Source organism: Citrobacter sp. Cf088 (assembly GCF_030334295.1).
GTDB lineage: Bacteria > Pseudomonadota > Gammaproteobacteria > Enterobacterales > Enterobacteriaceae > Citrobacter > Citrobacter freundii.
In genome coordinates this window covers 93409-115913 of the sequence record NZ_JAOWEE010000045.1, presented here as the reverse complement: position 1 = coordinate 115913, position 22505 = coordinate 93409, and the positions used below count along the sequence as shown (strand labels likewise).

Sequence of the window (22505 nt, the reverse complement as noted above, 5' to 3'; positions counted from 1 at the left end):
TTTCTGTCCTCTTTAAATGTTCTTTTTATATTTTTATGTGATCAAAGGAACAAAATAGATCATAAACAGATTGACAATCGAACACCTCAGGCGTGGAATACGAAAACCCCTTCCCACATTGAGGTCTTTATGAACGGATTACTCAGTTTTAAACCCACCAACAACGATTGCGATTTTGCCAGGATTGCGAAAAAGCAGGATCAGATGTTCCACCGTACCGCGACGTTATGCCCGGAACGCGCAGAAATCATTACCGAATCGTTTAAACGTTCAGAAGGCAAACCGATCGTTATTCGCCGGGCGTTGGCGCTGGCCGACATTCTGGCAAACATGACCATTTACATTGAGCCGGATATGTTGATCGTCGGCAACCAGGCCAGCGCCAACTTCGCTGCGCCAGTATTTCCGGAGTTCTCTTTCAACTGGGTGATTGATGAACTCGACGAATTTGACAAGCGGTCCGGCGACAGCTTCCAGGTATGTGAAGAAACCAAAGCACGTCTGCGTGTATTGCAAGACTACTGGCAGGGTAAAACCCATCAGGATGAAGTATTAACCAACCTACCGCAAATTAACCGCCTGGCGGAAAAGCAGGGCGTATTGCACCGTGGTGGTATCAGCATGTCCGGTGATGGTCACATCATTCCAAACCATGATTTCGTACTCGAAGTCGGTTACGGCGGCATGCGCGATATCGCCAAACAACATCTGGCAGAAGATCAACACCTGACCGAAGAACAGACCGATTTCTACCAGGCCGTCATCATCACCATGGACGCCGCCCTGAACTACTGCAAACGCTTCTCTTTGCTGGCCAAAGAAGAGGCGGCAAAAACCAGCGATACTAAACGTCGCGACGAGTTGCTGGCAATGAGCGATATGTTCGCCCACTTGATGGAAGGCAAAGCGCAGAGCTTTTGGGAAGCGGTAGAAACAGTCTATCTAACCCATTTACTGATGATGATCGAAAGCAACGGCCACTCGTTCTCCTTTGGCCGTTTTGACCAGTACGTCTGGTCGTTCTACGAAGCGGATATTCACTCAGGAAAAATCAGTAAAGAGAAGGCGCTGGAGATCCTGACCCACTTCTTCATCATGACCAACAGCCTCAACAAAGTACGCCCGTGGGGCCACACTCAGTATAGCGGCGGTTACCCACTTTATTCCAACCTGATGGTCGGAGGCATGAAGCCGGACGGCACTGACGGCACCAACGATCTCTCTTATTTATCGCTGGAAGCGATGGCATTAACCGGCCTGCCAGAACCAAACTTAAGCGTACGTTTCTCTAAAGATACCCCGCATTCACTGATGCAGGATTCGGCAAAACTGATCCGCAAGGGCTTTGGCATGCCGTCCATTTTCTGTGATGAAGTGGTGATCCCTGCAATGATGACGCTTGGTCTGACGGAAGAGGTCGCCCGTGAATATGCCTCAATGGGCTGCGTGGAAACCGCTATTCCTGGCCGTTGGGGCCACCGCGCTACCGGTATGACCTACGTTAACTTCGGCAAAATTCTTGAACTGGTGATGAACAACGGCTGCTGCCCGGCAACCGGCGTACAGCTGGTAAAAGTGAACGGCAAAGAAGGCCGCGAAATTAACTATGCGTCTTATGATGAAGTGTGGGCTGCGTGGAATCAGTTGCTGGAGTTCTACTCCGACCTGGCGGTGGACTGCGATCTGGTGTGCGATCGTGCACTGAAACATCACGATGCCGACGCTTTCGCTTCCGCGACCATTAACTGCTCTCTGGAGCGCGGTAAAACGCTGAAAAACGGCGGCGCAGAGTACGACTTTGTCAGTTCCTCCAATATCGGGCCTTCGGTAGTTGGTGACAGCCTCGCTGCGGTGAAGAAGTTGGTCTTTGATGACCAGGTGCTAACACTCAAGCAACTGCGTGATGCCATGGACAGCAACTTTGAAGGCATTGAAGGCGCACGCGTACGCAAGCTATGCCGCAACGCGCCGAAGTTTGGCAACGATATCGACTACGTTGATTACATTGTCGCCGACGTGTTCGAGTCCTATCTGAAGCTGCTGCCGAAGTACAAAACCGATCGCTACGGCAAAGGACCGAAAGGCTGCGGTTACACCATGTCCACGTCCAACATCACCTCCTACGTCCCGAACGGCTTTGACGTTGGCGCAACGCCAGATGGTCGCCTGGCGACTCTGCCATTAAACGAAGGTGCATCACCGTGCCTCGGCGCGGATAAAGAAGGGCCAACGGCGGTGATCAACTCCGTGGCGAAGCTGCCAAACCAGAAAATCGCCGGTGGCCAGTTGCTGAACATGAAATTCACGCCGAGCGCACTGGAAGGCGACGATAACCTGGAGAAATTTACCCATTTCATGGAAGCCAGCCGGATGAAGAATATCTTCCACAACCAGTTCAACATCATCGATTCAAATATTCTGCGAGCAGCGAAAGCGCACCCGGAAGATTATCCGAACCTAATGGTGCGCGTGGCGGGTTATTGCGCTTTGTTTTCGACGCTGATGCCGGAAGCGCAGGACGCGATTATCGCCCGTACAGAACTGGCATGGTGAGGAGAACGTTAATATGAGAACAGGCCTGATCTCCCGCATTCAGCATTATTCCACCAAGGATGGCCCTGGAATACGCAGCACCGTCTTTATGCAGCAGTGTAATTTACGCTGTCAGTGGTGTGCGAATCCGGAAACCATCAGGCCTGGTTTCAACGTTTTCTGGTTTAAAGAGCGCTGCCGCCAGTGCGGGACCTGCGTACAAGCGGCGGCAAACAGCGCGATTACCCTCGCACAACCGGGCAACGGGGTGAATATCGACCGGAAAAAGTGCACCAATCTGCTGGATATCGTCGACATGTGCCCCTATGACGGCTATGAGAAAGTCGGCCAAGAGATAACATCTCACCAACTGGCAGACTTGCTGCTGCGCGACAAAGCGTTTTACGATGAAAGCCACGGCGGCGTCACCTTTTCCGGCGGTGAGCCGGCGCTTCAGGCAGAGTTTGTCAGGGAAACCGCCCTGCTGTTGAAGGCGGAAGGGATACATGTCTGCCTGGATACCGCCGGTTATATTCGCTGGGAAAAACTCCGCCCTCTGGTTGAAGCCGTCGATCTTGTTTCCTACGATTTTAAAGTCTTTGATGCAGAAACCCATCTCAGTTGTACAGGTGTTGATAACCGGTTGATCCTGGAGAATGCCAAAGCGATCGCGGCAATGGGCAAGCCGATCCTGGCACGCATGGTGATCGTACCAACACGTAATGATGATCCAGCCGATATCCGTAAACGCCTCGATTTTATCCGCACACTCGGTAGCGCGGTGCAGCAGGTCGATATTCTCGAGTATCACATTTATGGCGTCGGAAAATATCAAAAACTAGGCATTCCTTATTTATTAAAAGACATTCCCGCTTGCCAACACGAGATGACGGAACAAATTAAACAATATGCCGAAGAGATTGGCCTGAGGGCCACCATTGGCGGTTAAAGGACGAACATGCTTAATTTTATTATTACCGAAACCTATACAGAAATGAGCATGCTGGCGGCAAAACGCGTTGCCGCGGCATTGATAAATAAACCCGACCTGGTTATGGCTATTCCAACGGGTGGAACGCCAGTAGGCATGCTGGCAGAAATGAGTCGCATGGCGAAAAATGGTGACGCTGACTTTACAAAAACATTCGCCTTCAATATCGATGAATATATTCCGCTACGTAAAACAGACCCACAAAGTTATTACTATTTCCTGCAACAACACCTTTATCAGTACACAAATATCCCCGCCGAAAATACTTTTGTTCCCGATGTTCTGGCCGCCAATTTAACCGCAGAATGCGCCCGCTATGAGCAAACTATCGTTGATCACGGCGACTTTGATATGACCATCCTCGGCATCGGTCACGACGGCCATATCGGTTTTAACGAGCCGCATGCTACTCATAGCCCAGTATGTCATGTCATTAATCTCAACGTGGATACTATCGAAGCCAACGCCCGATTCTTTGCACGACAGGAGGACGTGCCGCAGCAGGCGATTACGCTCGGCATGGGAACCATTCTGAGAAGCAAAGAGATAGTCCTGATTGCTAACGGCAAATCAAAATCCTCAGTGATTAAACAGCTTCACGACTGCACCCGCATTGACCCGCAATTTCCAGCGTCGTTTCTGTTAATGCACCCAAATGTGACGGTAATTTGCGATCGCGAGGCGGCATCACAGCTTCATATTTAATTATCCGGAGGCGCGTATGATTATTCAGAGTGAACGGGTATGGCTTTACGGGAGTTTTTTTCCAGCGCACATTACCGTTGCGAACGGAAAAATTATTGATATTAACGTCGGACTAATCGCCGACGCCGATTATGATTTTGGTCTGCGTCGAATTGTTCCTGGCTTTATTGATATGCACGCACATGGCGGATGGAACTACGACACAAACGAAGATGACGCCGCTGGCCTGCGCCGCTGGCTCTCGCATTTACCGCAGGAAGGCGTCACAGCCTTTTGCCCAACAACGGTCACTGACGATCACCCAATTCTGCTTGCAGCACTACGCAATATTGCTCATGTTATGCACCACCCATCGGCTGGAGCGGAGATCCTCGGTATTCATCTTGAAGGGCCTTTCCTGAATCCTCTGTATCGTGGCGCACAGCCCGAAAAGGCCATTCGCCAGGCCAGCCTTACCGATTTCGCCGCTTACGAACAGGCAGCAGAGGGGCAAATTATCGCTGTCACTCTGGCACCGGAGATGGACCCGGGCCACACTCTAACCCGCTACTGCAAAGAGAAGAACATCATCGTCAGTATGGGGCATTCCGATGCTTCCTTTGAACAGGCACTGGAAGCCACGGGCAACGGCGCAAGCAGCGTCACCCACGTTTACAACGGGATGGCGAAATATGTTAACCGCGAGCCAGGTTTATTGGGGGCCGCCTGGCGGCTGGATGGGCTGTATGGCGAATTGATTGCCGATGGTATTTTTGTCAGCCTGGTTTCAGCGGCACATTTATTCCATGCCAAAAATGATGACTATATCATTATGATCAGCGACTCAATGAAAGCCAAAGGTGAAGCACCTGGCCGCTACATGTTTGGCGGAGAGCCGATGATTCTTGGTGAAGACGGTGCCACACGGCGAGAAAATGGCGTACTGGTCGGGAGCACACTTCAATTGAATCGCGGCCTGTATAATATGGTCGAGAGGGCGATGGTTCCCTTTAGCTCTGCGTTAAAATCCTGCACAATTAATCCCGCTCGCCTTCTCGGAATAGACGATCGTAAAGGGAAATTACAGCGCGGATACGACGCCGATATTGTCGTACTGGAAGATAATTACCAGGTCAATACCACTTTCTGTAAAGGAGCAATTACCTGGTCAATTAATTAATTGGTATTATATTTACCTATTTCTATTCAGCGGTTGTTAAATAACGACCGCCAAATTTTATTTATATTTTATAAAGGAAGATAATTTGTTATTTTAATAAAATGAGATACAAACCACATTAATCGCATTTATATTCACTTAAAAATAACGCACAAAATAATAACTATACACCCGCCACATTTACCTCCCATCGCAAACATTATTAACCATTCAGAATATATATTTCTGATCTGATGATTTCTATCTGCTTATAGGGAATGCCATGAATATTTTGGGTTATTTGCAAAAAGTGGGCCGTGCATTAATGGTGCCAGTAGCAACGTTACCAGCGGCCGCTATTTTAATGGGTATCGGATACTGGATCGATCCAACGGGTTGGGGAAGTGCCAACGCGCTGGCCGCCTTATTTATTCAATCTGGCTCCGCTATCATCGACAATATGGGAGTGCTGTTTGCTGTCGGTGTGGCGTATGGAATGTCAAAAGATAAAGATGGTGCTGCGGCGCTGGCGGGGTTTGTCGGCTTTCTTGTATTAACGACCCTCTGTTCACCCGCCGCCGTGGCGATGATCCAGCAAATCCCACTGGAGCAGGTGCCAGCGGCATTTGCTAAGATTAAAAACCAGTTTATTGGCATCATGGTTGGCGTCATCTCTGCTGAACTGTATAACCGCTTTGGCAGCGTCGAACTGCCAAAAGCTCTTTCGTTCTTCAGCGGACGCCGTCTCGTCCCCATCATCACCTCTTTCGTGATGATTATTGTCGCTTTTATCATGATGTTTATCTGGCCTGTCGTTTTCAGCGGCCTAGTGGGTTTTGGCGAACATATTCAAAAGCTCGGTTCAGTTGGTGCGGGGATCTACGCATTCTTTAATCGATTGCTGATTCCTGTGGGCTTGCACCATGCACTAAATTCTGTGTTTTGGTTTGATGTTGCCGGGATTAACGATATCCCCAATTTTCTCGGCGGCGCACAATCAATTGAAACGGGAAAAGGCATTGTCGGCATCACGGGGCGTTATCAGGCGGGTTTCTTTCCGATCATGATGTTTGGTCTGCCGGGCGCTGCGCTGGCGATTTATCAATGCGCACGTCCTGAGAACAAAGCAAAAGTCATGGGGATCATGATGGCTGGCGCGTTCGCCTCATTTTTCACAGGCATCACTGAGCCGCTGGAATTTTCCTTCATGTTTGTCGCGCCGATGCTGTACGTCATTCACGCGTTGCTATCAGGGATTGCCGTTTTTGTCGCGGCCAGCCTGCACTGGATTGCCGGTTTTGGCTTCAGCGCTGGCCTGGTAGACATGGTGCTTTCTTCACGTAATCCGCTCGCCGTGCAATGGTATTTTCTCATACCTTTGGGACTGGTATTTTTCGTTATCTACTATCTGATGTTTCGTTTCACCATCATCAAATTTGATCTGCTCACCCCTGGGCGCGAGCTGGCCGTTGCCGGGAGTTGTGCCGATGGTCAGGACACCAATATCAGTAGCCCTAAAAATCAAAATGTGAGTGAACTGGCGCGTCAGTACATCGCGGCTATTGGTGGCTCAGAAAACCTGACCGGCATTGACGCCTGTATCACTCGCCTACGGCTGAGTGTCAACGATTCCTCACTAGTCAATGACGCCCTGGCAAAACGATTGGGTGCTACGGGGGTTATCCGTCTGAACCAAACCAGCGTGCAAATCATCGTCGGATTCGTCGCAGAAAAAATCGCCAACGCGATGAAAACTATAGGCTATGTAGAAGCAGCCAGAGCCGTTGCCGCCGCTCCCACTTCGGTTAAACCACAGATGACAAAGCATACTGCCGTCATCACTGAACTGGTCGCTCCGGTAAGCGGTAAGGTCGTCATGCTGGAACACGTGCCGGATGAAGCCTTCGCCAGTAAAGCTGTTGGGGATGGTGTTGCTATACTCCCGACAGGCAGCACGGTTGTTTCACCCGCAGCAGGCACTATCGTAAAAATCTTTAACACTAACCATGCGTTCTGCCTGACAACGAACACGGGCGCGGAGATCATCGTCCATATGGGGCTAGATACTGTTGCGCTTAACGGGCAGGGATTCTGTCGTCTGGTAGAAGAAGGGAGTGATGTTGTCGCAGGCCAACCGATACTGGAAATGGATCTCGATTTCCTGAATGCCAGCGTCCGCTCAATGTTAAGCCCGGTGGTATGCAGCAATATTGAAGATTTTACGGAGATAGAGTTCAGGATGCCAGACGGTAACGTCATTGCGGGACAGACCCCGCTCTACATCATCAAGGGATAAATGACAAAATCAGCGACTGCCTTTGGCAGTCGCTGATTTATTGACTTACAGCAGATCGAAACGATCCAGGTTCATCACTTTCACCCATGCGGCCACGAAATCTCTCACGAACTTCTCGTGGGCATCGCTGCAGGCATAAACTTCAGCCACTGCGCGCAGTACAGAGTTAGAACCAAATACCAGATCGGCGCGGGTTGCGGTGTATTTTACTTCGCCGCTCAGACGGTCACGACCTTCAAACAGCTCTTGTGACTCATCAACCGCCTTCCACTCATGGCGCATATCCAGCAGATTGACGAAGAAGTCAGTGCTGAGTACGCCTGGACGATCGGTAAAGACACCGTGCTGGCTACCATCAAAGTTGGTGCCCAGTACGCGCATACCGCCCACCAGCACGGTCATTTCCGGTGCGGTTAGCGTCAGCTGCTGTGCTTTATCGATCAGCAGCGACTCGGTGGTCGATACGTCAGGACGGGCGCGGTAGTTACGGAAGCCATCGGCGATTGGCTCAAGCAGTTCAAACATCTCAATATCCGTTTGATCCTGGCGCGCATCCACGCGGCCCGGCGCAAAAGGTACCTTAATGCTGACACCCGCAGCACTTGCCGCCTGCTCGATACCGACAACACCTGCCAGCACGATAATATCGGCCAACGAGGCGGTATGAGCAGACTTATAAATCCCTTCCAGCACAGGCAGAACGCGTGCTGCGGTGGCATTCACATCCCAGCCTCGCTGTGGATCCAGCGCCAGACGCGCACCGTTAGCGCCGCCACGTTTATCCCCACCGCGGAAAGTCGATGCCGACGCCCACGCTACCGATACCAGTTCGCCCACGGACAGCCCGGAAGCGGCAATGGTCGCTTTCAGCTTCAGGATATCTTCTTCGCTTGGGTTGAAGAACGCATGCGGCAGCGGGTCTTGCCAAATCAGATCTTCTTTTGGCACTTCCGGCCCGATGTAACGCGCTTTCGGCCCCATATCACGGTGCGTCAGTTTAAACCACGCACGGGCAAACGCTTCGTTGAACGCCTGTGGATCGTTCAGGAAACGGCGGGAGATTTTCTCGAACTCAGGATCGAAACGCAGCGTCAGGTCGGTAACCAGCATCGTCGGCTTACGTTTTTTCGATGGATCAAACGGATCAGGAATAATTTCTGGCGCATCAACCGCTTCAAACTGAATAGCGCCTGCCGGACTGCGAGTTTGTACCCACTCATATTTGAACAGGTTCTCGAAGAAATAGTTGCTCCATTGGGTCGGCGTCTGCGTCCAGACCACTTCCAGACCGGAAGTAATTGCGTCTGCGCCCGCGCCACTGCCGTAGCTGCTCGCCCAGCCCAGGCCCTGTGCTTCAATCGGTGCGGATTCAGGATCGGCGCCTACGTGCGAAGCCGGTGCAGCGCCGTGGGTTTTGCCCAACGTATGACCGCCGCCAATCAGCGCTACGGTTTCTTCGTCGTTCATTCCCATGTTACCGAAGGTCGCGCGAATAGCCGCTGCCGCTGAAAGCGGTTCGCCGCTATGGTCCGGCCCTTCCGGGTTCACATAGATAAGGCCCATCTCGGTTGCGCCCAACGGCGCTTTGGCCAGTTCTTCCGGGTGACGGTGAGTCAGCCAGGCTTTTTCATCACCCCAGTTTACGTCGAGATCCGGTTCCCAAACATCTTCACGACCAGCACCAAAGCCGAAGGTGCGGAAGCCTGAGTTTTCCAGCGCCACGTTACCCGCGAGGATAAACAGGTCGGCCCAGGAAATTTTCTGACCATATTTCTGCTTGATTGGCCACAGCAGACGACGCGCTTTATCAAGGCTAACGTTGTCCGGCCAGGAGTTTAGTGGTGCAAAACGCTGCTGTCCGCGACCCGCGCCACCGCGTCCATCGATGGAGCGATAGGTCCCTGCACCGTGCCATGCCATGCGGATAAACAATCCAGCATAGGTTCCCCAGTCAGCGGGCCACCACGGTTGAGATTCGGACAGAAGGGCTCTGAGATCCCCTTTCAGGGCAGAGTAGTCGAGTTTGCTAAACTCTTTGCGGTAGTCGAAGTCCTCACCCAGCGGGTTAGAACGGTTGGAATGTTGGTTTAAAAGATCAACGCGCAGTTGATTTGGCCACCAGTCGCGGTTGTTCGTTCCTGCTCCCGCGCTCTGGTCGTGACCGCCCTGATGAAAAGGACACTTACCGGCAGTTGATGTGTTCTGGCTATCGTCGGACATGCTCATCTATATGCTCCCTTTACAGTGTTCTGACTACGATATACACCACCAGTGATAAGATATAGTCGAAATAACCCACAGATTCGATAGCTAATTCCTTTTATATTTTACGTTACAGAGATGTAGATCAAAATGATCAACAAAAAGCCCTCCGTAGAGGGCTGGGATCTGTTTAGTTCGGTCTTACACCCAGTGTGTGACAAATAGCGTAGCTCATCTCGGCACGATTAAGGGTATAGAAGTGAAAATCTTTCACCCCTTCGCGGCTGAGAATCTTCACCATGTCCATGGCGATATTAGCGCCCACCAGCTTGCGGGTTTCCGCGTCATCATCCAGACCATCAAACATGGTCGACATCCACGCCGGAATGCGGACGTTGGTCATGTCGGCAAATTTTTTCGCCTGCTTAAAGTTGGAGACTGGCAGGATACCCGGAATAATTTCCACATCGATACCCGCAGACACGCAGCGATCGCGAAAACGCAGATAGCTTTCTACATCGAAGAAGAACTGGGTGATCGCCCGGTTCGCACCGGCATCAACCTTACGCTTCAGGTTCAGCAAATCGGCCTGAGCGCTCTTCGCTTCCGGATGCACTTCCGGGTAAGCCGCAACGGAGATATCAAAGTCTGCAACGTCTTTCAGTAGCGTCACCAGGTCAGAAGCATACATATCCGGTTTACCGCTTCCCGGTGGCAAATCACCGCGCAGGGCAACAATATGACGAATACCGTTGTTCCAGTAGTCCTGAGCAATGGTACGCAGCTCATCACGGGTCGCATCAATACAGGTCAGGTGCGGCGCTGCTTCAAGACCCGTGCGATCCTTAATGCCTTTAATAATGCTGTGCGTACGGTCGCGCTCACCAGAGTTTGCACCGTAAGTGACTGAAACAAACTTCGGCTTCAGGCTGCTCAGGCGATCGATGGAGTTCCACAGGGTTTGCTCCATTTCACTGGTGCGCGGCGGGAAAAACTCAAATGAAACGTTAATCTGACCGGCAACTTCTGCCAGGCTCTGATTCAGGGCTTCCCGCTGGTTGGCGTGAAAAAAGCTCATACCTTACCTCATCAATCTTTTGTCGTTATATGTTGTGTTGTGAACTGCTATACGTTTAGACGTCTAGATGTAAAAATGACGGAAAAGCATGCTGGCGTCAACACAAAAATCATCGCTAAAGGTGAGGAATACTCAGTCAACGTGAAAAAAATTCACATCAGTCTGAATTGATGAGGGATTGCGCCATGACCGTCTGCAGCCACTCTAATTTCTTTACGTTTTCAGGCAGCATCAGCAGCCCCGTGCTAATACACAATTCGGTATCGGTAAGCGGCAGGAATATCACACCCCGACGTTGGATAGCGGAAAAAGAGGCCGGAAGCAGACTCAGACCTTCACCCTGCGCGATCCGCGCCAACAACACGTCATGTTCCAGCGGTTCTTCAATACAGGCAGGAGCGTAACCGGCACGACTAAAAATGTGTCGGGTGTAATCAAAAAAGGCAGGGTTACGTTCACGTTTGAACCAGAACAGTGGTCGGTGGCTCAGCGACATTAACGAGAGCGAAGGCAGCGCCGCCTCTGGCCAGAGCGCGGGTAAGGTGACGATCAACGATTCTTGCCAGCCGAGCGGCGTGACGCTAAGCCCCGAAGTCTCAAGCGGTAACGCCACCAGCGCGGCATCCAGCTTTCCACGACGCACCAGACGCGCGAGTTCAGGCGAACCATGACGGACAATATGTCGCTTCTGCACATGCGTAGTCAGCTGTGACTCAAGCGCCGCAAAAACGCCCTGTTCAAACGCCGTGCTTAACCCTAAGCGCAGAGATGGCTCCCTGATTTGCGTTAATTGACTCAACGCAGCGTAGGTTTTGTCCTGGAGATCAAGCAGCGGGCGTACCATTTCAAGTACGCGCTGGCCGTCCTCCGTCAGCGTTAATCCACGGGTATGACGGACAAACAGCGTGACCCCCAGGCGATCTTCAAGCTGGCGAATGTGGCGGCTCAACGGTGGCTGCGACATGAACAAGCGCTGCGCAGCCCGGCTCATATTGTTCTCTTCCGCTACTACGGAAAAGTAGCGCAGCAGGCGAATATCCAGAGAGTGTAATGGCGATGTTGTCATACCGAAAAGGTATCACGGAAACGGTATTATCCAAATCATTCTACACCCCCTATTCTCTCGCCATACGCCACACCAACGAGGGAAAAATCATGGAATCAGAACGTTTTATTACCGGCCAGAAAATGCTGCAACAGGTAGATGGTAAAGGGGGAGAGGCCGTCGTTGAGAGCCTGAAGGATATCGCGCCGGATTTTGCCCGCTACCTGCTGGAATTTCCGTTTGGCGACATCTATGCACGTCCAGGTCTGGACCTGCGCAGCCGAGAAATTGCCACTGTCGCCGCTTTAACGGCAATGGGCAATGCCGCCCCGCAGTTGAAAGTGCATATTGGCGCGGCATTACACGTTGGTTTAACGCAGGATGAGATCGTTGAAGTGATTATGCAGATGGCCGTATATGCCGGCTTCCCTGCCGCACTCAATGGTTTGTTCGCCGCGAAAGAGGTGTTTGCCTCTCACAGAGGCTAAAACAACAGGCCAGCGGATTGTCTGCTGGCCTGAGCTCACTATGGTTTCACATCTGCCACACGCATGCCTTTAAGCTGCTCATCCGTCAGCGTATTTCCCGCCTTGAAATAGTCAACGACAGCATTAGAGACATAGTAACCTCCGGAGGTATTTCGCGCTTTTCCTTCGGTAAATGCCGTAAAACCATCACCGCCGTCTGCCAGGAAGCTATTGGTGGCAATGTGATAAACCGTGGCATCCTCAATCGGTTTACCGTTTAACGTTAGTACGGTGACGCGCTGACCGACTGGTTTACTGCTGTCATACTTCATCTCCAGTCCTTTGGACACCTGCAATACACCGTTGCTTAAACCCGCGCCGTGCTCCATCAGGCTACGCAACTGTTTACCGGTGAGATCCATTGTTGCCAGCTCGTTGGGGAACGGGAAGGTGCTAATGACTGCACCCATCGTGATAGCACCTGCTGGGATTTCATTACGGATACCGCCCGAATTAGTGAGCGCTAATTGAGTATCTTTACCTGCCGCCACCAGCAACGCATCCGCCGCCAGATTGCCCAACGAAGAAGATTCACCGTAAGCACGCGTCAGCTCAACCGGAGAGTTTGCAACCGTCTGTTGTACCACCTTATCAAGCTTTTTATTCCAGCCATCAATGACCTGTTTCGTCTGCGGGTCTGGCTGCCACTCATCAGCATAAATGGTCTTCAGCTCGAAGTTCTTCACGGTAAATTGATGCGGTTTCTGCTGATAATCCAGCACCAGTTTACCCACATCAATACCGCCGCTGTCGGTAGAAAGAATCAGAGTGTTACCGACTTTAATCGGCTCCGGCGTGCCCACATGCGCATGGCCGGTAATCAGGATATCCAGCCCCTTTACCTGACCTGCGGTCTGGATGTCTTTATCCAATGCACGGCGCACATCTGTACTTCCCTGGCTAGACTGACGCGCTGGCGTACCTTCATGGATCAGCGCCACAGTGAGATCGACTTTACCTTTAAGCTCATCGATATAGCGTTGCAACCACTTCACTTCATCCCGCGCTTCAATACCGACACGTGTCGCAGCAGAAACCGTATCATCAAAAGCAAACACGCCGTGCAGGCCAATCACACCAATCTTCACGCCATCTTTTTCAATAATGGTGTAAGGCTTATCCCAGAACATTTTGCTGCTGTTCTGATAAAAGATATTACCCTGCACGATGGGGAATTTCGCCTGACTCAGTTGTAGTAGCGTGTTATCCCAACCGTGATCGAATTCATGATTACCCATGGTTACAGCATCAAAATTCATGGTGTTCATGATATCGATAATCGCCTTACCCTTGGTCAGGCTGCTGATATACGGCCCGGTAAAATAATCACCGGCATCAAAAAACCAGGTGGCGCTATTTTTCGTTTTTTCCTGCTTCACCATCGTCGTGATATTAGCCCAACCACCAATATCACGCGTGCCATTAGCAATCCATGGGACTTTATAAGGTTCAACGTGGGCGTGAAGATCGTTGGTATAGATAATCGTGACATCTTTGGCACTCGCCCAAAGCGGCAACGATACCAGAACACCAACAGCAAGCATTTTTAACTTCATAATCAATCCCTTTCAGTCATATAAAGAATCGCTACGTTACGTTCTGAAAGGTTTTTTTATGTGAGAAAACTCACATCCACTGGTGATAGTCGCGGGTCAAAATCAACGACCATTAAAAATCGTTGGTAATACGATGACGTCACTGTTCACCATCAATTGCTGTAAGTCCTTCGGCTGTAAAAATCTGGGGCTGGCGAGCTCACCAGATTACAGCTGGCCCGAGTATCGGTTGGGTTATGCTGCGCTGCATTGCCGGGCATGCGGCAGCTATCCCCCGCTGTTTAATGAGGAACAGTTTGGTGGGTGGTTGTCAGCATATTTAACGGATTTTGCCGCCCAAAGCGGTCATTTTTGCCCACGATGTTATCAGCGGGAAACCATCCTCTATGGGCATAATCCTCAGGGCAGCCAACGCGTTCAGTGCCGGAGCTGCAAACATGTCTGGACACCAAAGCAGCAGCCGCTCACCACCATTGTTCCACCAGAACAAATAGCGACGGTTCCCTTAATCGTCCCTTTTCAGGGAGCCTGCACCGACCAGAAACTTTATGTATTACTCAGTTTTGACGCTATTCGCGGCAATATTTTGCATATTTCCAGTAATTTCACGCCCCATCTCGTAGGGGATACATTACGATACCGCTGGCGTAACAACGTTGAACCTACGGTCATTCATGACGATATCGTTGAACGAGTAAGACAGAGGGAAACCCTGTTTTTACGCCGCAGCCAGTTTGATGAAATCCAGTACGGCAGTGCCATGCTCAAACGAAATGCCAATGGCGCAGTTTTACGCCCGGTCATTACCGCGCACGGACATTTCCGCATACTGAGCCATCTCTGGCCTGAGGTAAAAACGCACATTATTGCCCACGAATGTTTTCTGCGCGGCGCGGCGATTACCGCATGGGCGCAGCAATATCGCGATCATCACGCTTCGCTTTGGTTTATTGATGAAGAGATCAATAGCGATAAGTGCACACTGCCCTGGCGATTACTGGGTAAAACCTGGCAGGGGTGGTGGCGAAACCAGTGGCAAATTTGGCAACAAGGCGACACACGCAAAATGGTGTGTCTGTTAACGGAGGGTCAGGTTGAAAAAGGGGCGTCAATCACACTGGCGGCAGGCCACCATTTTCTCGTCTGGTTACAGCAGCAGGCGGAGTTTCGGGATAGCGCCCGTTACTCGGCTCATTCGGTGTTTCAGACGATAAGGACGCTGGCAGATAAATACAACGCCTTGAATTTGCCCGGTGGCGCTACCGCTTACCGGGCCTACGGTTCATGCCATATGTAGGCCGGATAAGCGTAAGCGCCATCCGGCAACACAAACTACAGCAACTGCGCCAAACGGTTGATGTCAGACTGAATCGCCCCTGCGGTAACGTCACGGCCCGCGCCCGGTCCACGGATCACCAGCGGGTTATCGCGATACCAGCGGCTCTCTATGGCGAATACGTTATCGCACGGCAACAGCGCCGCCAGCGGGTGTTCAGGGCGAACCGCTTCAACACCAACGCGAGCTTTGCCGTTAGCATCAAAACGCGCCACATAGCGCAGCACCAGCCCCATTTCACGCGCCGCTTCCAGACGCTGCACCATCTGCTCGTTCAGTTCATCGCCATTCTCAAAGAAATGGTCAATAGAGCCTTCTTCACAATGCGCAGGCACCAGCGATTCCACGCGAACCTGGTCCGGTTCGATGTCGTAACCCGCTTCACGCGCCAGAATCACCAGCTTACGCATCACATCTTTGCCGGAAAGATCTACGCGCGGATCGGGTTCAGTCAGACCCTGTTGCCATGCCTGATCCACCAGATCGGTGAATGGGACCGTGCCATCAAATTGTAGGAACAACCACGACAACGTGCCGGAGAAGATCCCGCTGATCGACAAAATAGTATCCCCGCTATCAATCAGATCGCGCACGGTATGGTTGATCGGCAAGCCTGCGCCTACGGTGGCGTTATACAGCCAGTGGCGACCCGTTTTTTCGAAAGCGTCATGAATCTGGCGGTAATTATTACTGCTGCTCGCCCCGGCCAGTTTGTTGGCGCTGATGACGTGAAAACCATGGCTGGCAAAATCCAGATACTGATCCGCCAGTTGCTCGCTCGCGGTCACATCCAGCACCACTAAATCATCATACGGGTGAGCACGCATCCACAAGAATAGAGACTCTTCATCCTGCTCTACCGCCTCGTCATCAAAGAAAGCTAACGCGCGGCTGGCATCCAGCCCTTCGTAATTCAGCAGGCTACGACGGCTATCAACCACACCCGCCAGCACAAACTCTAATCCGGTACGCGCCGAGAGCGTGCTCTGCTCGCGAGCGAACAACTCCAGCCAGCGCGACCCAATGTTGCCTTTGCCGAACAACACCAGACCAATGCGTTTTTCAGCACGGAAGATTGACTGATGCAGACCCTGAATCAGGCTCTCCGTTGGCCCAGTACGCAGTACCGCGACCAGGCTGATACCCTCTTCCGACTGCCAGGTGAATTCAACCGGCTGACCTTTCAACTGTTGCCAGAAACGGTGGCAGTGCAGCGGATTACGGGTGACGCCCGCCCCGACCATCGCCACCAGCGCCAGCCCCTGGCGCAGACGCAGCTCGCCTGGCAGGCCAGCTTCATCCAGAATTTTCAGCGCGCTGTCAGCGACTTCGGAGGTGTAGCAAAATTGCAATAGCTGGCGGTCAGGATGCACGCCCACTGCCAGCGGACGCACCTGGCTACGTTTTAAAACCTGGTCAATCTCTTTATAAGCCAGCTTAAAATCCTGGCCAGTCGGAACCAGAAACTCAATCAGGCAGACGTCATCATGACTGGTCACAATACGCGCCCCGGTACCGGAGGCCAGTACTCGCTCAATACGCGTTGAACCCTGCTCTGGGGTATAGCTACAACGCAACTGGAGATCGATATCGCTACCGGAAACCGGCTGTAAGGTACGGGCATGGAGAACCGGTGCCGCCAGACGCGCCAGCTCGCTGGCTTCATCCAGACGCAGCAGCGGCAGCAAACAGGCGTCTTTTACTTTACGCGGATCCGCGCTGTAAACCCCAGCGACATCGCTCCAGATGGTTACTCGGGAAACGCCCGCCAGCGCACCAACCTGCGTCGCCGAGTAGTCAGAACCGTTACGCCCCAGTAGCACTGTTTCACCGGCATTGCTGCGGCTAATAAAGCCGGTAACCACCAGGCGTTTACCCAGATGCTGCGCCAACAGTTGCTGCAGTAATGGGTAAGAAAGACCTTCATCTACCTGCGGCTGGGCACCGCGTTCAGCACGTAAAAAATCGCGCGCATCCAGCCAGGCCGACTCCAGCCCCTGTTGATTAAGGACGGCAGACATCAAACGCGCGGACCATACCTCGCCATGCCCAACAACCTCAGCATAGACGGCATCGTTCACGCCGCTGTCGAGTAACCCGGCCAGACGCTCCAGATCGTGAATAAACGCGCCAATCAGTCCATCCGCCACCTCGGGAGGTAACAAACCGCTGATAAGCTCACTTTGATAGCGACGTAACGCCTGTTGAACCTGATGCGCAGAAAGGCGATCGGTCTGGCTTAATTTCAGCCAGCTAATCAACTGGTTAGTGGTACTGCCTGCGGCTGAAACAACCATCATGTCATCAGGCTGCGAGTAATCCGCCATAATGCCTGCGACACGCAGATAACATTTCACGTCTGCCAGACTACTACCACCAAATTTGTGCAGTTGACGACCCTTCGCCCCTGCCTGCGCAATCACACTCATGTTTACCCCTTGTTTGCAGCCCGGAAGCCATTTTCCAGGTCGGCAATTAAATCTTCGCCATCTTCAATACCGGTGGAGATACGCAGCAGCGTTTCGGAAATTCCGGCAGCAGCACGCGCTTCTGGTGCCATGCCCGCGTGTGTCATGGTTGCGGCGTGGGAGATCAGACTTTCAACGCCCCCTAACGATTCCGCCAGCGTAAACAATGACAACCCGCCGAGGAAACGGCGCAGCGTTTGCTCATCGCCATCCAGTTCAAAACTTAACATCGCGCCAAAGCCTTTTTGCTGACGCGCAGCAATCTTATGGCCCTGATTATCCGGCAATGACGGGTGATACAATTTTTTCACCAGCGGCTGAGTTTGCAGATAATCGACTATCGCCTGAGCATTACGTTGCGCCACCTCCATACGAGGAGACAAAGTACGCAGGCCGCGCAACAGCAGATAACTATCAAACGCGCCGCCGGTCACACCAATATTATTCGCCCACCATGCCAGTTCAGTGACCGTTTCCGGATCTTTGGCTATAACCACACCAGCCACCACGTCTGAGTGACCGTTTAAATATTTCGTGCATGAATGCAACACCAGATCGGCGCCTAATGCCAGTGGATTTTGCAGTGCCGGGCTTAAAAAAGTGTTGTCGACCACGCTGACCGCGCCAGCTTCACGCGCCAACTGGCAGATTTTCGCAATATCCACCACACGCAGCAGCGGGTTGCTTGGACTCTCTACCAGCACCAGCTTCGGTTTTTCCGCCAGTGCAGCCTGCAATGCCTGCTCATCTCCTTGATCGACAAACAGGACGCGGTAACAGCCACGCTTTGCCAGACTGTCAAACAGTCGGTAGCTCCCGCCGTAGCAGTCGTGCGGTGCAACCAACAGATCGCCAGGCTTAAGGAAGACAGTGGTCACCAAATGAATCGCCGACATGCCGGTATTAGTCAGTACCGCTCCGGCCCCTCCTTCCAGTTCAGCCAGCGCACGTTGAACGACATCACGCGTTGGGTTGCCGCGACGCGAATAGTCATGAGCACGAGGTTCATTAAATCCGGTAAAGTTATAGGTGCTGGAGAGGTGAATCGGCGGGACAACGCAACCGTACTGTTCGTCGTCATTTAACCCGCTACGCACTGCGATGGTGGCCTGTTTACGCGTCATATTGAGAAGATCCTGGCTGAGTCGGTGAAAAGTCAGGCACCAGAGTAATCATTGTTACTATAGCCGTCAATACATCTGGACATCTAAACTTCTTTGCGTATAGATTGAGCAAACTGGAAATAGCCGTTAAAATTATATGCATTAGCGTACATCTGCGTCGGCTACTTCGTGTCAGGGCCGCGCCACTACGATAAACTACGCACAATTATGGTCCGGGCTCAGGTTCTGGCCTCAATATTAATGACAAAGAGGATTAGGTATCTCATGGCTGAATGGAGCGGCGAATATATCAGCCCATACGCTGAGCACGGTAAGAAGAGTGAGCAAGTCAAAAAAATTACGGTTTCCATTCCTCTGAAGGTGTTAAAAATCCTTACCGATGAACGCACGCGTCGTCAGGTGAACAACCTGCGCCACGCCACCAACAGTGAACTGCTGTGTGAAGCGTTTCTGCATGCTTTTACCGGGCAACCATTACCCAACGATGAAGACCTGCGTAAAGAGCGCAGTGATGAAATCCCGGAAGAAGCAAAGGTAATCATGCGTGAACTGGGTATCAACCCGGAAACGTGGGAATACTGATTGTTAGAACAGATGAGAAAAGGCGGGATTGCTCCCGCCGATTCTCGCTATGTTACTTACTGATACCATTAAGTTTATTCAATGTTTCTTCCATTTTGAGCGTCTCTTTACGGTTCAATGGATAGAAATAAATCAGAATAACCGCCGCCAAAAACAGGCATAGTGCCGGCAAGAGATTCGCCATCGTATAAATATTTTCCTGCACAATGCTGGTTTGCACAGCGCCACCTGTTGACGATGATTGATAACCAATGATGGCCAACATAAAACCGCCAATGGCCCCTGCACACGCCTGACCAACCTTGCGGGCAAAGAAGTTCACACCATAGACGGTACCATCCTCGCGATCGCCGGTGACATACTGGTGATAATCACACACATCGGTCATAAACGCCCAAATCATCAGGTTGAATAGTCCAGCCCCCAACGTCGCCAGGAACAGGAAAACCAAATAGACTTTCGCGTCGGTAATGTGGATGAAGTACATAATCAAATACATCGCTACTGCAAAGAGTAGCGCGCCGACGCTGGCCTCTTTTTTACCAAACCGCTTTGTGAGCCAGGATGCCGATGGTGCCAGCAAAACCAGGGAACCAAAGGTAAACAGCAACGCGACTGACATCGCCTCTTTATTGTGGAAATAGTCATTAAACAGGTAAGTCATATTGGTACCGGACAATCCCTGATTAATCACAATCAGCAAATCCACAACCACTAAAACAATCAGCGCCTTATTGCGTGCCAGTCCCTTCAGCAACACCGAAACGGGCATGCTCTCTTTTCTCTCCACGCGCACGCGTTCGGTCGTTAACTGACAGGTCAAGGATAAAAAGATAAAGCCCAGCACTGCACAACCAATGGAAATCCAGAAGAAGTGTTGCCCGGAAATCACCTGGCTTCCGTCCACCAGGGTGGTGTACATCAGGATCGGAATGAAAAAGCCGGTTGCCCCACCGCCGATAGCTGACCCAACGCTGCGCCAGGTTGACAGCGAGACACGATCATCCGGATTCGAGCTAATCGCCGCAGACATAGCACCGTACGGAATACTCACGGTCGATAACAGCGAACCGTAAATGAAATAGGAGCAACAGATGTAGATAATTTTCGCCGTATAAGAAAAATCATTCACAAACGGCAGGAACAGGACAACTGCAATGATGCAAAATGGATACTTCATGCGACGCACCCACGGGTTAAAACGTCCATGTACCGTCAATTTAGAGGTATCGCATAAGCGCCCTACACCAACATCAACGAACGCATCAAAGAGTTTGGTCACAAAATAGAGTGAGCCAACAATAACGCCGGAAATACCGAGGACGTTAGTGTAATAAATCATTAAAAAACTATTAACTAAGCCAAGAATAAAACAGGTTCCGAGGTCACCACATAAATAACCAATTTTATCTCGAATTCCGAAAGGTCTGACGGCAGTGGGTTCATTATTTCCGATAATAGTTCCATCATTAGACATGATGTCAACTCCTTAGACATATTATTCACACAAACTATGCTTATCGATGTAATCAGTCGATATGAAAACTATTACCGATTAGAAGTTATAACCAAGACCGACACGATAACGGGTTTGACGATCGTCAGTCGTTGTTGTGTTATAACCCGAGGAAACGTTACCAACCTCAACAAATGGAACCCAAGAGCCTAGTTTATACGCCACGCGGAAGTTATATTCATAATCATCTTTCCGGTTGTTATATAAATCTTCGCTATCGGCAATTTTATAAATACCATTTAGCTCAAACATCCAGTCATTGACGTTATAACCAAGCCAGGCTTCCGGACGATAGACCATGCGGTCATCTTTGCCGTCAGTGTTTCTGCGCATGTACTCCTGACGATAGCGGAACGCGGTCCACCAGCTGTCGTTAATGTTGTACTGCACGCGGATGTAAGGTTTATAAATCGTGATGTTATCGCCCGTTTCGATCGCAATACCTGGCTGCCAGATAAGATCCCGCCAGGTAAACTGGTAGCTTGCAGTATACTCGTTGCCATTACTTTCCATATTATTCCACGCATCATTAGATTGCGTATCTTCGGAACGTGAAATGGCTTCGACTGCGACACCAAAGCCAGTCGCAAAACGGTGAGACATATAAACACGATCGTAATTACGCCCATCGTCATAATATTCATGCCGGTAATCAACATAACCCGCTTGTGCGGCCGCAGAGAATAATGGAATCAGTAATAACGCAGATTTAAATTTCATGACAATCCCTCTTCACACTCAACAACGGAAATTACCCAACTCGTCCCGTCCATTAATGGGAAACGATGAAGGATTAAGAATAATTTTATATTTCCATGAAAGTGTATTTTAGAAAGAAAGCAGAAACCTTTGGTATTTTGCCAACAATTGGCATGAGTGGCAGAAATCAGAAGATAAAAATGACGCAGATCACCAGTAGAAACATTTTACCTAAAAAATAAAAACACCGTTTCATTTGTTAAATAAAAAACACTATTCAACACATCAATATAAATTTTAGTCTTCAAGCGCAGATACAAAAAAAGCGCCATAAGGCGCTTTTTTCTGACAGCTGAACTTACTTGCTGCCTGGGATGCTGAAACGCTTGTTGAAGCGATCAACACGGCCACCGGTAGCAACATCACGCTGCTTGCCAGTATAGAACGGGTGGCACTTGCTGCACACGTCGAGGTTCAGATCGTGACCGACAGTAGAGCGGATTTTAATGACGTTACCGCAAGAGCAGTTTGCAGTAATTTCTTCGTATTTCGGGTGAATATCTTTTTTCATGGGAAAACCTCGGTTTAAGGCCGCGTCGCTCTTCCAGCCCTAACGCCAGACACCACGCGATGTTAATAGTATAGGTCAGTGATACAAATTTGTATCAAAGGCGGCGAATCATACAGAAATTAACCTGCTCATGCAAACT

General features: G+C 50.9%; 17 protein-coding genes. 8 read left to right on the top strand and 9 right to left on the bottom strand.

The features are described 5' to 3' along the window. The first annotated feature begins 129 nt into the window (after nt 1–129). The 5 genes from OGV71_RS09750 (at nt 130) to nagE (ending at nt 7662) form a co-directional block, all read left to right on the top strand. Complete coding sequence (locus OGV71_RS09750) at nt 130–2553, top strand: glycyl radical protein (RefSeq protein ID WP_048234193.1); 2424 nt, start codon at nt 130–132, stop codon at nt 2551–2553. 13 nt (nt 2554–2566) lie between these two features. Then, nucleotides 2567–3481 carry a glycyl-radical enzyme activating protein gene (locus OGV71_RS09745; protein WP_230122393.1) on the top strand — a complete coding sequence of 305 codons (915 nt, stop codon included), beginning with the start codon at nt 2567–2569 and terminating at the stop codon, nt 3479–3481. A gap of 9 nt (nt 3482–3490) precedes the next feature. Then, nucleotides 3491–4228 (top strand): glucosamine-6-phosphate deaminase, encoded by a 738-nt coding sequence (nagB, locus tag OGV71_RS09740; protein WP_230122394.1) that lies wholly within the window; start codon nt 3491–3493, stop codon nt 4226–4228. A gap of 16 nt (nt 4229–4244) precedes the next feature. Beyond that, nucleotides 4245–5387 (top strand): N-acetylglucosamine-6-phosphate deacetylase, encoded by a 1143-nt coding sequence (gene nagA / locus OGV71_RS09735; protein WP_102191196.1) that lies wholly within the window; start codon nt 4245–4247, stop codon nt 5385–5387. Nucleotides 5388–5649: 262 nt separating this feature from the next. After that, entirely contained in the window at nt 5650–7662 is a 2013-nt protein-coding gene (gene nagE / locus OGV71_RS09730) for an N-acetylglucosamine-specific PTS transporter subunit IIBC (RefSeq protein WP_286533135.1), read from the top strand. 45 nt (nt 7663–7707) lie between these two features. On the opposite strand, the gene katG is transcribed toward nagE, so the two are convergent. The 3 genes from katG to OGV71_RS09715 all read right to left on the bottom strand — a co-directional run bounded on the left by katG (nt 7708) and on the right by OGV71_RS09715 (nt 12008). Next, complete coding sequence (katG, locus tag OGV71_RS09725) at nt 7708–9888, bottom strand: catalase/peroxidase HPI (protein WP_003028832.1); 2181 nt, start codon at nt 9886–9888, stop codon at nt 7708–7710. A gap of 166 nt (nt 9889–10054) precedes the next feature. Continuing rightward, nucleotides 10055–10942 carry a methylenetetrahydrofolate reductase gene (metF, locus tag OGV71_RS09720; RefSeq protein WP_003028830.1) on the bottom strand — a complete coding sequence of 296 codons (888 nt, stop codon included), beginning with the start codon at nt 10940–10942 and terminating at the stop codon, nt 10055–10057. A gap of 157 nt (nt 10943–11099) precedes the next feature. Next, nucleotides 11100–12008: a LysR family transcriptional regulator gene (locus tag OGV71_RS09715; RefSeq protein ID WP_204583117.1), complete on the bottom strand. Its 909-nt coding sequence runs from the start codon at nt 12006–12008 to the stop codon at nt 11100–11102. A gap of 89 nt (nt 12009–12097) precedes the next feature. Between OGV71_RS09715 and OGV71_RS09710 the strand changes: the two genes are divergently transcribed. Beyond that, entirely contained in the window at nt 12098–12475 is a 378-nt protein-coding gene (locus OGV71_RS09710; RefSeq protein WP_003028825.1) for a carboxymuconolactone decarboxylase family protein, read from the top strand. A gap of 38 nt (nt 12476–12513) precedes the next feature. Here the strand turns inward: OGV71_RS09710 and OGV71_RS09705 are convergent, their stop codons facing one another. Beyond that, on the bottom strand, nt 12514–14070 hold the full coding sequence (locus tag OGV71_RS09705) for a bifunctional metallophosphatase/5'-nucleotidase (RefSeq protein WP_032950720.1): 1557 nt from the start codon (nt 14068–14070) through the stop codon (nt 12514–12516). Between the two features lie 133 nt (nt 14071–14203). On the opposite strand from OGV71_RS09705, the gene OGV71_RS09700 reads away from it, so the two are divergent. Continuing rightward, nucleotides 14204–15367 carry a cytoplasmic protein gene (locus OGV71_RS09700; protein ID WP_286533132.1) on the top strand — a complete coding sequence of 388 codons (1164 nt, stop codon included), beginning with the start codon at nt 14204–14206 and terminating at the stop codon, nt 15365–15367. Between the two features lie 35 nt (nt 15368–15402). On the opposite strand, the gene metL is transcribed toward OGV71_RS09700, so the two are convergent. After that, nucleotides 15403–17835 (bottom strand): bifunctional aspartate kinase/homoserine dehydrogenase II, encoded by a 2433-nt coding sequence (metL, locus tag OGV71_RS09695; protein ID WP_204583119.1) that lies wholly within the window; start codon nt 17833–17835, stop codon nt 15403–15405. A 2-nt stretch (nt 17836–17837) separates the two neighbouring features. Beyond that, nucleotides 17838–18998, bottom strand: a complete 1161-nt coding sequence (metB, locus tag OGV71_RS09690) for a cystathionine gamma-synthase (protein ID WP_071696228.1) — start codon at nt 18996–18998, stop codon at nt 17838–17840. 264 nt (nt 18999–19262) lie between these two features. Here metB and metJ point away from each other — a divergent pair, with 264 nt between their 5' ends. Further along, nucleotides 19263–19580: a met regulon transcriptional regulator MetJ gene (metJ, locus tag OGV71_RS09685; RefSeq protein ID WP_003028816.1), complete on the top strand. Its 318-nt coding sequence runs from the start codon at nt 19263–19265 to the stop codon at nt 19578–19580. Nucleotides 19581–19632: 52 nt separating this feature from the next. Here metJ and OGV71_RS09680 read toward each other — a convergent pair whose 3' ends face one another. The 3 genes from OGV71_RS09680 to rpmE form a co-directional block, all read right to left on the bottom strand. After that, the gene (locus tag OGV71_RS09680; protein WP_003028813.1) at nt 19633–21057 is read right to left on the bottom strand and encodes an MFS transporter; all 1425 of its coding nucleotides are present in this window, start codon (nt 21055–21057) and stop codon (nt 19633–19635) included. Between the two features lie 78 nt (nt 21058–21135). Beyond that, a complete protein-coding gene (locus tag OGV71_RS09675) occupies nt 21136–21816 on the bottom strand; it encodes an oligogalacturonate-specific porin KdgM family protein (RefSeq protein WP_003028811.1) in 681 nt (226 codons plus the stop codon). A gap of 337 nt (nt 21817–22153) precedes the next feature. Beyond that, the gene (gene rpmE, locus OGV71_RS09670; protein WP_003028810.1) at nt 22154–22366 is read right to left on the bottom strand and encodes a 50S ribosomal protein L31; all 213 of its coding nucleotides are present in this window, start codon (nt 22364–22366) and stop codon (nt 22154–22156) included. Nucleotides 22367–22505 lie beyond the last annotated feature (139 nt).